Raw genomic sequence first — 11,964 nt, 5'->3', positions numbered from 1 at the left:
CGCTCCAGGGACGGGAACTCGGATCACACCGAGGAAAAAAGGGGGCTGAGGCTAGGCCGCGCGGGCCACTTGGTGGCCGGGCGCGAATTCAGTCAGCGGAATAATGGCCGGTTCGTCGCCGACGCGGCGTACCGGGCTGGGGATTTCACCTTCGATCAGCGACGTGTCGATGTGGCGGCCAGGCTCAGCCACCGGCACGGCGGCCAGCAGCTTGCGCGTGTACGGGTGCTGCGGCGATTCAAAGATCTGCCGGCGCGTGCCCAGTTCCACGATCTGGCCCAGGTACAGCACCGCGACACGATGGCTGACTTTTTCCACCACCGCCATGTCGTGCGTGATGAACAGGTACGACAGGCCGCGGTCTTTTTGCAGATCCATCAGCAGGTTCAGGATCTGCGCCTGGATGGACACGTCCAGCGCCGACACGGATTCGTCGGCAATGATCAGCTTGGGGTTGCTGGCCAGGGCGCGCGCGATGCACACGCGCTGACGCTGGCCGCCCGAGAATTCATGCGGATAGCGTTTGGCATGCTCGGGCTTCAGGCCCACCTGTTCCAGCAGCTCGCCCACTCGCCGCGCGATGGCGTCTTCGCCATGCAGCAAGCCGTGCGTGCGGATCGGTTCGGCAATGCTGAAAGCCACCGTCTTGCGCGGGTCCAGCGACGCGTACGGGTCCTGGAAGATGTACTGGATTTCCTGGCGCAGGCGTTGGCGGCCGGCGGCGTCCATCGAAAAAATGTCCTGGCCGTTGTAGCGCACGGCGCCCGAGGTGGGCGCCACCAGCTGCTGCAAGGTCTTGCCGATGGTCGACTTGCCGCTGCCGGACTCGCCCACCAGCGCCAGCGTTTCGCCGGGATAGACGTCAAAGCTGACTTCTTCCACGGCGTGCACGCGGTGCGTGACGCGGCCGAACAAATTGTGGCCGACGTCAAAACGCGTCGTCAGTTTTTCCACGCGCAGCACGGGGGCGTCGTAGGTGGCCGTGTCTTGTTCGCGGGTTTCGCCCACTTCGCGCAGCGTGTCGCCTTCCAGCACGGTTTGCGGCGTGCGCAGCGGCAGGTCGCGGCCGGTCAGGCTGCCCAGGCGAGGCACGGCGGCCAGCAGCGCGCGCGTGTACGGGTGCTTGGGCGCGTTGAAAATCTGGTCGACGGTGCCTTGCTCGACCTTCTTGCCACGCAGCATCACGACCACGTCGTCGGCCATCTCGGCCACCACGCCCATGTCATGCGTGATGAAGATGACGGCGGTGCCCAGGTCGCGTTGCAGTTCGCGGATGGTGTTCAGGATCTGTGCCTGGATGGTGACGTCCAGCGCGGTGGTGGGTTCGTCGGCGATCAGCAGGCGCGGCTGGCACGACAGTGCCATGGCGATCATCACGCGCTGGCGCATGCCGCCCGACAGTTGATGCGGATAGCGGTCCAGCAGCTGCTCGGCGTCCGGCAGGCGCACCTTGTCCAGCAGCTTGCGCGCGGACGCGCGTGCGGCCGAGCGCGACAGTTGCTGGTGCAGCATGATGGCTTCCACGATCTGGTCGCCGATGGTGAACACGGGGTTCAGCGACGTCATCGGTTCCTGGAAGATCATCGCAATGTCGTTGCCGCGAATGGCGCGCATCTGCTCGTCGGTGGCGCGGGTCAGATCGGTTTCGCGGCCGTTGTCGTCGCGAAACAGGATCTGGCCGGTGGCGATGCGCCCGTTCGAGTAATCCGTCAGCCGCATGATCGCCATGGACGTGACAGACTTGCCCGACCCGGACTCGCCAACAATCGCCAGCGTCCGGCCCGGCTGGACGTCAAAGTCCAGGCCGTCGACGGCGCGAAACACGCCGTTGTCGGTATTGAAGTCAACCGATACGCCGCGCACGGACAGCAGCGGGGCGGATGAAGAAGCGGTGGTGCTAGACAACGTGGATTCTCACAGCGAGGTGGCGGCGCGGGCAGCCTGGTCGTACAGGCCCGACAGGGCGCGCAGGGTGTTGGCCAGCTGGTGGCTGGCTTCGTCCGCGGCGGGCGAGTCGATGAACGACTTGACCAGGCACTGCTCGCGCACTTCGGCGTAACGCGCAATGGCGGCGGCGCCGGCGTCGGTGGTGGTGTAGATCACTTCCTTGCCCGTCTTGGCGCTTTGCACGACGCCCAGCCGCTCAAGTTTCTTAAGCGAATAGTTCACCAGGTGCGTGTCTTCGACGTTCAGGGTGAAGCAGATGTCGGCCAGCTTCTTGCCGCGTCCACGGTGATACACGTGGTTCAGCACCAGGATGTCCAGCGAGGTCAGATCGGGCAGGCCGGCGCAGGCCATGCAGCGCACCATCCAGCGGTTGAACGCGTGCGACGCGATGATCAGGCCAAATTCCACCTCGGATAACTGCGGGGCGGACGTGGCCAGATGGGCGGAAGAAACGATGGCGTCCCGGATGGAGGCAGACATGGCAGGTGTAAAGGGACGGATCGATGACAAAACGTTGGCGAATTATTGACGATTTGTTGTTATGCAGGCATTCGGGATAACCCTGGGTAATAAGGGCCAGGGCCGGGCGCACACCTACAAGCGGTGCGAGAGGCGAGGGCTACTCAGATCCATTTTAGTAATCGTCCTGGTGCTGATTGGGAATCTTCTGATAGTTCTTGCGCGGCCGCTCCCTATCATTTTTCAATCGCTTTGGCCTCAAGTCGGACACGGGCCGCCTTGAGGCCAAAGCCCTTGAAAATCACAATAAAAATGGAAGTGGGATGCGGGATCTCAAGACGTTACTTAAGCGGGTGCTGTTCAAGTTGTCCCCAAGAACGGCCGAACGGTTGAATATCGATTTCCGCCTTCGCGCGCCGAACCGCGACTTTTTGGAGGAATCCGTATTCGGTTATCTGAATGAAATGGCGGCCGTAGCGGACCACGACATCAAAACCCTGTTCGTGGGCATCGACAAGCACAACTGGCATTACCCGCGCTTATTGCTATGCCAGTTTCATTCGCTGGATATCGAGGCGCGCAAGGCAGTTTATGGGAGGCCGGGTAGCCATTGGACGGGGAGCGCCATCCACATGGCGGATCACTATGGCCCGAACGCGTTCGATGTGGTGGTGGCAAACGGCTTGTTGGGTTTCGGTATTAATAACGCAGCCGAGTTCAGGCGTCTGCTGACGCAATGCGAACTCGTATTAAAGCCGGGTGGCCTGCTGGTGCTGGGCTATAACGACCGACCGGATCGGGCACCGTTTCCAGTGATGCCCGTAGTACGCGAGTATTTCGAATCGTTCGTGCCGCCGATTGTCGGGGTGCAGGCTGACATTCATCGCGTGGACGACGACTTTCAGCACGTGTTCGTCTTTGCTAAAAAGCGCAAGGCGCCGCCTCGCCAGGCGCGACTAACCGACATGGCAGAGGCCACCTCCGGCGTCTGAAAAATCTATGCAGGAGCGCTTTCCCGTAGCGACCACGTCCCGTCGTCGCCGCACGTTAAATAGTGCGTTGGGCCGATCCGGTCCAGGAACGCCGCATCGTGCGACACCACCACCATGGCGCCGGGGTAATGCGCCAACGCGTCTTCCAGCGCCTGCGCCGAGGCTATGTCCAGGTGGTTCGTGGGTTCGTCCAGCAACAGCAACTGCGCGGGTTGCTTGCGCCACAACGCGCAGGCCAGCGCCGCCTTGATGCGTTCACCGCCGCTTAACGTGGCTGCGGGCGCCTGGACCTGCGCTGCGCCCAGGCCCAGCAGGGCCAGCCGGCTGCGCGATTCTCCCGGTGACAGCGGCGCGCCCTGCGCCTCCAGGGTTTGCAATAGCGACGCGTTTGCCGGCAATTCGTTTGCGGGCAATGCGCTTGCGGGCAATGCGTTTGCAGGCCATGCGCTTGCAGGCAATGCATTTGCGGCCTGGTCCAGCATCGCGGTGGGCACGCGCACGTCGCAGCGGCCGGCACGCGGGGCAAGCACACCGGCCAACATCGCCAGCAGTGTGCTTTTGCCGCAGCCGTTGGGGCCTTGGATTGCCAGCCGGAACGGGCCGTCCAACGTCAAGCTAAGCGGTTTGGCGCGGGGCGGCCACGGGGGCAGGGCGGCCTCCAGGTGTAGAACGCGCCGCCCGGCCGGCACCGTGGTGTCGGGCAATGCCAGCGCCACGTCCGCGGCCGTGGGGGCCAGCGAGGCGGCCTGTCTGACGGCGACGTCCAAGGCGGCGGCGGCGTCCTGACGGCGCTGGCGATCACGTCCCGCGTGCGCTTGCGCGCTGGCCTTTTTGCCGCCCAGCAACACGGCGGCCTGATTGGTTTCGCGGGCGTTGCGGCTGTTGCGCGCGGTGCGCTGCTGCTGGGCGTCGTGCTGTTGCCGCAGCGCACGCAGGCCCTTGGCGCGTTCATGGCGCGCATGCGCCAGGGCGGTGTGCGCGGCGGCGTCCTGGCTGTCGCGTTGCGCGCGCCAGGCGCTGTAGTTGCCGGCGTGGCCGCGAAGGGCGGCGTTGTCCAGTTCGACGATGCTGTCCATGGCGTCCAGCAAGCGGCGGTCGTGGCTGACGACGATCAGCGCGCCGCGCCATGCGTGGATTTTTTCTGTCAGCCAATCGCGGGCGCGCGTGTCCAGGTGGTTGGTGGGTTCGTCCAGCAACAGGGCGTCGGCGCCTTGCAGGAAGGCGCCGGCCAGTGCCACGCGGGTCAACTCGCCGCCACTTGCCGCGCAGGCGGGATGTGCGGGTTGCCAGTTAGGCAGGGCGGCGTCGGCAAGCATGCGCGCCCAGTCTTGATGGATCAGCCAATGGCCTTCCGCCAAGTCAAAGTCTGCCCGGTCGGTGCTGCCTGCTTCGATATTGGCCAAGGCGCGAAACACGGGACCCAGGCCCGCAACATCCGCCAGCGTGGCGGTATCGGGCCAAGCCGGCGTCTGCGCCACATGGGCCAGTTTCCCGTGGCGCACAACGCGGCCGGACTGCGGCGGCAGGGTGCCAAGCATGACACGCAGCAGCACTGATTTGCCCGCGCCGTTGCGCCCGATGACGCCATGGCGGACGCGCGCGAAGTCGTGGGTGACGTCGTCTAGCAGCACGCGGCCGTCGGGCAGCGCGAAGCTGACATGCTGCAAACCAAGGAAGGGCGACGCCGAATGCGTCAAGGGCTGCGCCGGGGGCGGCGCGCTGGATGACCGGGCCATGGAAAGCTCTCCGAAATAATGAAACGCTTTGCGCGGCAGCGGCCATAGGGCAGCGCACTGCAGGGCAAAGGGAAATCAAAGGGAGTGCTTAAAGAGTCATGGCCTGGGGGGGGCTCCGGGATAGTGCGGGCGGCACTGGCGTTCGAACCGCATCGTACGCGAAAGTTCCCGCCCCGGCCCACCGACGTAGCCCTTTCAGGTCTCCAACAGCCGCAGATCGGGCGGCCGGTTTTCAATGATGGCTTCCATGCTGAAAAAGCCCGTCACAGTCGACAGTTCGAAGTCGGTGATGAGCTTTTGGTAGAAGCGGTCGTAGCCGGCCATGCCCCGGCAGACCACCTTGATCAGGTAGTCCCAATCGCCACCGATGCGATAGAACTCGGTCACTTCGGGCAGGCGCTCGACGTGTTCGCGAAAGCCGTCGGCCCAGGCCTTGGCGTGGTGGCTGGTTCGGATCATCACAAACACGGTCAGGTCCAGCCCCAGCGCCACCAGGCTGACCTCGGCGCGGGTGCCGCGAATGATGCCGCAGGCGTTCAAGCGCTGTAGCCGGCGCCAGCACGCGTTCTGCGAAAGGCCGACCCGGTCGGCCAGCTCGCGCTGGGACAGGGAACCGTCTTTTTGCAGGCAAGCAATGATGCTTAGATCAAGCTTGTCTATTTTCTCCATCCGTTCGTTCATATGACCCAAGTTATATCGATTTACGCAAAATAACGGTGATGTTTGTTGTCGGCTTCCATCGTATGATATTTCGCATCAATTGGAAGACTTATCATGACGACGCTTAATGCCTCGGCCACGGCCGGGGCCTCAAACACCGCAAGTCCCTTGCAGCAGTTTCAAGATAGCCTGGCATCCCCCGACATCGCGGCCCAGCTTGCCGATGGCCTGATTGGCAAAGACGCGTTCGTCGACGGCCCGTTTGGCCGCAAGCCGCTGGTCTATGCCGACTACGTGGCCTCGGGCCGCGCGCTGATGCAGGTCGAGCGCTTTGTTATGGAAGAAGTGCTTCCGTATTACGCCAATTCGCACACCGAAGCCTCGTATTGCGGCGGTTTCATTACCCGCTTGCGCCGCGAGGCCCGCGCCGCTGTCGCGCGTTGCTGCGGCGCCACCGACGCCCATGCCGTGATCTTCGCCGGGTCCGGCGCCACGGCGGGCATCAACCGCCTGGTGCATTTGTTTGGCGTGCATGCGGCGGTAGCGGCAGGCAAGCCCGTCCGCGTCATCATCGGCCCGTACGAGCACCATTCCAATATCTTGCCGTGGCGCGAATGCGGCGCGCAGATTGTGGAAGTTGCCGAAGCCGCCGAGGGCGGTCCCGACTTGGCGGCGCTGGACGCCGCGCTGAACGCGCCCGCCGGCACGCTGCTGATCTGCGCGTTGTCGGCCGCGTCGAACGTGACCGGCATCGTGGCTGATGTGGCCGGCATCACCCGGCGCGTCAAGCAGGCAGGCGCCAAGATGTTGTGGGACTACGCGGGCGGCGCGCCGTACCTGCCGGTCCGTATGTCGCCGGCACCCGATGCGCACATCGACGCCATTGTGTTCTCGCCGCATAAATTCATTGGCGGGCCGGGCGCATCCGGTGTGCTGATCGTTCGTCGCGATGCGGTGATCGACACCACGCCCACCTGGCCGGGCGGCGGCACCGTCAAATTCGTGTCGCCCGAGGGTCATGACTACAGCGCCAGCCTGGAATCGCGCGAAGAAGCGGGTACGCCCAACGTGGTGGGCGACATCCGCGCTGCCTTGGTGCTGCTGGTCAAGGAAGCGCTGGGCGCCGACTTCATGCGCGAGCGCAACGCGCATTTCGTGCAGCGCGCGCTTGCTGCCTGGCAAGGCGCGGAACCCCTGGAATTGCTGGGCTCGCTGACGGCCGAGCGCTTGCCGATCTTCTCGTTTCGGGTACGCGACGGCAAGGGCGGCTATGTGCACCAGCAATTGGTGACGCGCATGTTAAGCGACCGTTTCGGCATCCAGGCGCGTGGGGGGTGCGCCTGCGCGGGGCCGTATGTGCACCGCCTGCTGGACATCGGGCCGGCGCAGTCGCGGCAGATGCGGCAAGCCATCCTGGACGGCCGCGAGATTGAAAAGCCCGGCTTCATCCGCCTGAACTTCAGTGTGCTGTTGCCGGACGCCAAGGCGGATTTCATCCTGGAGTCCGTGCTGGCACTGGCGGCCGACGCGACGCAGTTCGAATCGCGTTACGGCTTCGATCCCAGCCGCGCCATTTTCTACCCGCAAAGCGTGGAAATGGAAATGACGATCTGAGCGATCGGCAAGGCGGCGGGACAACGGAGGGCAAGGGCCAATGGGCTTATTGACCGATCGGTCGGCCCTGCGACCCCGCTTGCCGTCTGTTCTGCGTTTTTAGTCCGCGGTCAGTCTTTCATCTGGCGGCCGCAGGTGCGGACCCACGCCGCCTTTGCGTCTGCCAACTCGTCCGACGCGCGAGTCAGGTCGCGCACGACCGACTCCGAGAACGTCGTGCCGTTGCGGCGGCACGCCTCGAAATCATCGACCAGCGCATAGCGGGCATCCAGAAGGTCCAGCCGACCCTGGCACAGCTCGCGGTTCAATTGCAGATTGTTGGCGGCTTCGCGCGTGCGCTGCACATCCTGCGCGCGCTTGATCGTGCGCACTTGCTCGTCGATGCGCGACACACACGCGTCGTCCGCGTGCGCGGACCCGGCGGCGCATGCCGTCAGGATCAAAAAAACGGCCAGGGGCCGGCGGGGGTTTGCTGCCATGCGAAAAGCCTTGGTATGACGTGGTGTGCATCATAACTGGTGCGAAAAATGCCCCGTGCCATGGTGCGCCGCACGCCTGCCACTGCATGGAAAACCAGTATGGTGAATCGCCCGAACGCGTCTACCATCAATCAGCACATCAATCACCGGTCACATTTTCAAAATGACCCGACCCGCAACGGGATCGGGCGCCTTCTTGGCTGCTGTTCTGTTTTATCAACACGTACGTTGGAGATGAAAGAGAATGACGACACCCCTCATTACGGTCGAGCTGGACCAGTCCCCTTACGAAAACAAGCACATCCATAATCGGTGGCACCCCGATATCCCCATGGCCGTCTGGGTCAAGCCGGGCGACGACTTCGTGCTGGAAACCTATGACTGGACCGGCGGCGCCATCAAGAACGACGACAGCGCCGACGACGTGCGCGATGTGGACCTGTCCACCGTGCACTTTCTGTCGGGGCCGGTGGGCGTAGAAGGCGCGCAACCCGGTGACTTGCTGGTGGTTGACCTGCTGGATATCGGCGCCAAGCCGGACAGCCTGTGGGGGTTCAACGGCTTTTTCAGCCGTAATAACGGGGGCGGTTTCCTGACCGAACATTTCCCCCATGCGCAAAAATCCATCTGGGATTTTCACGGCATGTTCACGTCGTCCCGCCATATCCCCGGGGTGAATTTCGCGGGTCTGATCCACCCGGGCCTGATCGGTTGCCTGCCCGACAAGAAGCTGCTGCAAACGTGGAACCGGCGCGAACAGGCGCTGATCGACACCAACCCCAACCGTGTACCGCCGCTGGCGAACCCGCCCGCGCCCAAGACGGCCCACATGGGCGCATTGCAAGGTGCTGACCGCGACCGCGCAGCAGCCGAGGGCGCACGTACCGTGCCGCCGCGCGAGCACGGCGGCAACTGCGATATCAAGGACTTGTCGCGGGGCGCCCGCGTGTTCTTCCCGGTGTACGTCGACGGCGGCGGCTTGTCGGTCGGCGATCTGCACTTCTCGCAGGGCGATGGCGAAATCACGTTCTGCGGCGCAATCGAAATGGCGGGCTGGGTGCACATGCGCGTGTCGCTCATCAAGGGCGGCATGGAAAAGTACGCCATCAAGAACCCGATCTTCAAGCCCAGCCCCATCACCCCGGCCTACAAGGACTACCTGATCTTCGAAGGCATCTCGGTGGACGAAGAAGGCAAGCAGCACTACCTGGACGTGAACGTGGCGTACCGGCAGGCGTGCCTGAACGCCATCGAATACCTGAAGAAATTCGGCTATTCCGGCGCCCAGGCCTATTCGCTTCTGGGCTGCGCGCCCGTGCAAGGCCACATCAGCGGCGTGGTCGATATCCCCAATTCCTGCGCCACGCTGTGGCTGCCCACCGAGATCTTCGACTTCGATATCCAGCCCTCGGCATCCGGGCCGATCAAACATATCCAGGGCGGGGTAGACATGCCGCTGTCACGCGACCGCCAGGAGAACCGCGATGCCCATGTATGACTATTCCTGCGGCGGATGCGGCGACTTTGCCGCGTTGCGGCCGCTGGCGCAATGGCGCGACCCGGCCGCGTGCCCGCAATGCGGCGCGTTGTCCGCGCGCATCATCGGCGGCGCGCCGGCCATTTCGGCCTTGTCGTCCGCCGTGAACCGCGCGCGCGCGGTCAATGAGCGCAGCGCAAACGAGCCGCGCAGCTCGCGCGCGGGCCATGGCATGAACTGCGGGTGTTGCTCGGGCGGCCGCGCGTCCGGCAAGACGCGAACCAGCGCCGACGGGGCGAAGTCCTTCGCGGGCGCCAGGCCCTGGATGATCAGCCACTAGCCGGGCGAGCAAGGTCAGGGCGCGTCGTCTTGCGGCGCGTCCTTGTCCATGCCTTGCATGTTCTCCAGCAGCTTCAACAGATAGTGCAGCGTGTGGCTCAGGTCGCCGACCGAGAAGTCGGCCAGCGCGCCTTCGTAGTAATCATGGATGCGCGGAAGGGCGTCGTGCACCCACACTTTGCGACCGGATGGCGTCATCGTGATCAAGCGCGAGCGCCGGTCGCGCCCATCCGGCGCACTGCCGATATGGCCGTCGCGTTCCATCCGGCCAAGCAAACCCGACAGGCTCTGGCGGCTGACCATCAGGTAGCGCGCCAGATCGCCCACGCTCATGCCGTCGGCCGCCTCTGGCCGCGATAACGCGCCCAATACCGCCCATTGCTGCGTGGTCAGCCCCAGGTGTTCCACCGCACGGCTACCTGTTTTATGCAGCATGTTGGCGCATTGGTATAGCCGGAAGAACAACCGGTTGGCCAACTCCATTCTGGCAATCTCGGTGTTTTTATTAGGGTTTTTCATAAGCTTCGTACCGTGTTTCGCAACTTGATGCGGCGTCGCCAAGTCTCTAATATACGTCAACATGTTTACGTATATGGGCTTGGCCTGATTCGTTGGCAAGGATACCAAGCCTGCAACCCGCGCAGAGGAAATCATGCAAAGACTGGCAGGCAAGACGGCCGTGGTGACAGGCGGCGGTGGGGGGATAGGGGGCGCGACCTGCGCGCGTTTCGCCAGGGAAGGCGCCGCGGTGGCCGTGCTGGACTTGAACGAAGAGCATGCGCGGCGGGTAGCCGAAAAGATCGAAGCGGCGGGCGGGCGCGCGTTGGCCATCGCTTGTGACATTACTCAGCGCCACGAGGTGGACGCGGCCATCGCGGAAACGGAAACCGTGCTGGGGCCCATCGACATCCTGGTCAACAACGCCGGGTGGGACGTGTTCAAGCCATTCACCAAGACGGAACCCGCGCAATGGGAACGGCTGATCGCCATCAACCTGGTGGGCGCCTTGCATTTGCACCACGCCGTGCTGCCCGGCATGGCGGCGCGCAAGGCGGGGCGCATTGTCAACATTGCGTCGGACGCGGCGCGCGTCGGGTCTTCGGGCGAAGCGGTGTACGCGGCGTGCAAGGGCGGCTTGGTGGCGTTTTCCAAAACCATCGCCCGCGAGCACGCGCGTCATGGCATCACGGTCAATGTGGTGTGCCCAGGCCCGACGGACACCGCGCTGTTCGCCGATTACAAGGAAGGCGCCGGCAACCCCGAGAAATTGCTTGAGGCCTTTACCCGCGCCATTCCCTTGGGCCGCATCGGCCAGCCGGACGACCTGCCCGGCGCGATCCTGTTCTTTGCCAGCGATGACGCCGCCTACATCACCGGGCAGGTATTGAGCGTGTCGGGCGGTTTGACGATGAACGGCTGAAGGCGGACGACACCGCTTTCGCATGCCCCTTGAGGAGCCAAGATGGACTACGAAGATATTCTCTACGACGTGCGCGATGGCGCCGCCTGGATCACGATCAACCGGCCCGAAAAGATGAACGCGTTTCGTGGCCGCACCTGTGACGAACTCATTCACGCCATCAACCGCGCCGGCTACGCGCCCGACATCGGCGTCATCGTGCTGGCGGGCGCGGGCGACAAGGCGTTCTGCACCGGCGGCGACCAATCCGCGCACGCCGGCCAGTACGACGGACGCGGCACCATCGGCCTGCCCATGGAAGAACTGCACAGCGCCATTCGCGACGTGCCCAAGCCGGTGATCGCGCGCGTCCAGGGCTACGCCATCGGCGGCGGCAACGTGCTGTGCACCATTTGCGACTTCACGATTGCGTCCGATAACGCCGTGTTCGGCCAGGTGGGCCCGAAGGTCGGGTCGGTGGACCCGGGGTACGGCACCGCGTACCTGGCGCGCATCGTGGGCGAAAAGAAGGCGCGCGAGATCTGGTACCTGTGCCGACGCTATCCGGCCTCGGAAGCCTTGGCCATGGGCCTGGTCAACGCCGTCGTGCCGCACGAACAACTGGACGACGAAGTGGCCAGGTGGTGCGCCGAGATCATGGAGAAAAGCCCTACCGCCATCGCCATCGCCAAGCGCTCGTTCAATATGGACACGGCGCATCAGGCGGGCATCGCGGGCATGGGCATGTACGCGTTGAAACTCTATTACGACACCGAGGAATCCCGCGAGGGCGTGCGCGCGTTCCAGGAAAAGCGCAAACCGGATTTCCGCCGCTACGCGAAATAACCGAGCCTGCGCCGCA

Annotated in this window: 12 protein-coding genes; 6 read left to right on the top strand and 6 right to left on the bottom strand. The window is 64.1% G+C overall.

Annotated elements, in window-relative coordinates:
- Positions 1–51: 51 nt before the first annotated feature.
- Together AC0Z35_RS25300 and AC0Z35_RS25295 are read right to left on the bottom strand one after the other, a co-directional pair.
- The gene (locus AC0Z35_RS25300) at positions 52–1,905 is read right to left on the bottom strand and encodes an ABC transporter ATP-binding protein (RefSeq protein WP_319302382.1); all 1,854 of its coding nucleotides are present in this window, start codon (positions 1,903–1,905) and stop codon (positions 52–54) included.
- Between the two features lie 9 nt (positions 1,906–1,914).
- Positions 1,915–2,427 carry a winged helix DNA-binding protein gene (locus AC0Z35_RS25295; RefSeq protein ID WP_046806977.1) on the bottom strand — a complete coding sequence of 171 codons (513 nt, stop codon included), beginning with the start codon at positions 2,425–2,427 and terminating at the stop codon, positions 1,915–1,917.
- A 197-nt stretch (positions 2,428–2,624) separates the two neighbouring features.
- On the opposite strand from AC0Z35_RS25295, the gene AC0Z35_RS25290 reads away from it, so the two are divergent.
- Complete coding sequence (locus AC0Z35_RS25290) at positions 2,625–3,398, top strand: class I SAM-dependent methyltransferase (protein WP_223264885.1); 774 nt, start codon at positions 2,625–2,627, stop codon at positions 3,396–3,398.
- A 5-nt stretch (positions 3,399–3,403) separates the two neighbouring features.
- Here the strand turns inward: AC0Z35_RS25290 and AC0Z35_RS25285 are convergent, their stop codons facing one another.
- Together AC0Z35_RS25285 and AC0Z35_RS25280 are read right to left on the bottom strand one after the other, a co-directional pair.
- Positions 3,404–5,134, bottom strand: coding sequence for an ABC-F family ATP-binding cassette domain-containing protein (locus tag AC0Z35_RS25285; RefSeq protein ID WP_485133266.1), 1,731 nt, complete (start codon positions 5,132–5,134; stop codon positions 3,404–3,406).
- Positions 5,135–5,329: 195 nt separating this feature from the next.
- Positions 5,330–5,803 carry an Lrp/AsnC family transcriptional regulator gene (locus AC0Z35_RS25280; protein WP_255444732.1) on the bottom strand — a complete coding sequence of 158 codons (474 nt, stop codon included), beginning with the start codon at positions 5,801–5,803 and terminating at the stop codon, positions 5,330–5,332.
- A gap of 105 nt (positions 5,804–5,908) precedes the next feature.
- On the opposite strand from AC0Z35_RS25280, the gene AC0Z35_RS25275 reads away from it, so the two are divergent.
- Positions 5,909–7,408 carry an aminotransferase class V-fold PLP-dependent enzyme gene (locus AC0Z35_RS25275; RefSeq protein ID WP_485133267.1) on the top strand — a complete coding sequence of 500 codons (1,500 nt, stop codon included), beginning with the start codon at positions 5,909–5,911 and terminating at the stop codon, positions 7,406–7,408.
- Positions 7,409–7,518: 110 nt separating this feature from the next.
- Here the strand turns inward: AC0Z35_RS25275 and AC0Z35_RS25270 are convergent, their stop codons facing one another.
- Positions 7,519–7,887 (bottom strand): hypothetical protein, encoded by a 369-nt coding sequence (locus tag AC0Z35_RS25270; RefSeq protein ID WP_485133268.1) that lies wholly within the window; start codon positions 7,885–7,887, stop codon positions 7,519–7,521.
- Positions 7,888–8,131: 244 nt separating this feature from the next.
- On the opposite strand from AC0Z35_RS25270, the gene fmdA reads away from it, so the two are divergent.
- Both fmdA and AC0Z35_RS25260 read left to right on the top strand, forming a co-directional pair.
- Complete coding sequence (fmdA, locus tag AC0Z35_RS25265; RefSeq protein WP_485133269.1) at positions 8,132–9,385, top strand: formamidase; 1,254 nt, start codon at positions 8,132–8,134, stop codon at positions 9,383–9,385.
- Entirely contained in the window at positions 9,372–9,704 is a 333-nt protein-coding gene (locus tag AC0Z35_RS25260) for an FmdB family zinc ribbon protein (protein ID WP_485133270.1), read from the top strand. The genes fmdA and AC0Z35_RS25260 overlap by 14 nt, the downstream gene beginning before the upstream one ends.
- 14 nt (positions 9,705–9,718) lie before the next feature.
- Here AC0Z35_RS25260 and AC0Z35_RS25255 read toward each other — a convergent pair whose 3' ends face one another.
- A complete protein-coding gene (locus AC0Z35_RS25255) occupies positions 9,719–10,222 on the bottom strand; it encodes a MarR family winged helix-turn-helix transcriptional regulator (RefSeq protein WP_370638717.1) in 504 nt (167 codons plus the stop codon).
- Positions 10,223–10,355: 133 nt separating this feature from the next.
- Between AC0Z35_RS25255 and badH the strand changes: the two genes are divergently transcribed.
- Together badH and badI are read left to right on the top strand one after the other, a co-directional pair.
- The gene (gene badH / locus AC0Z35_RS25250) at positions 10,356–11,123 is read left to right on the top strand and encodes a 2-hydroxycyclohexanecarboxyl-CoA dehydrogenase (protein ID WP_046806985.1); all 768 of its coding nucleotides are present in this window, start codon (positions 10,356–10,358) and stop codon (positions 11,121–11,123) included.
- A 42-nt stretch (positions 11,124–11,165) separates the two neighbouring features.
- Positions 11,166–11,948, top strand: a complete 783-nt coding sequence (gene badI / locus AC0Z35_RS25245) for a 2-ketocyclohexanecarboxyl-CoA hydrolase (RefSeq protein WP_485133271.1) — start codon at positions 11,166–11,168, stop codon at positions 11,946–11,948.
- Positions 11,949–11,964 lie beyond the last annotated feature (16 nt).

The sequence above is a fragment of the Achromobacter sp. 1L-A-4-B-C2 genome, from assembly GCF_057291955.1.
The sequence above is the reverse complement of the archived record's forward strand: the minus strand, read 5'-3'. Positions and strand labels throughout refer to the sequence as shown.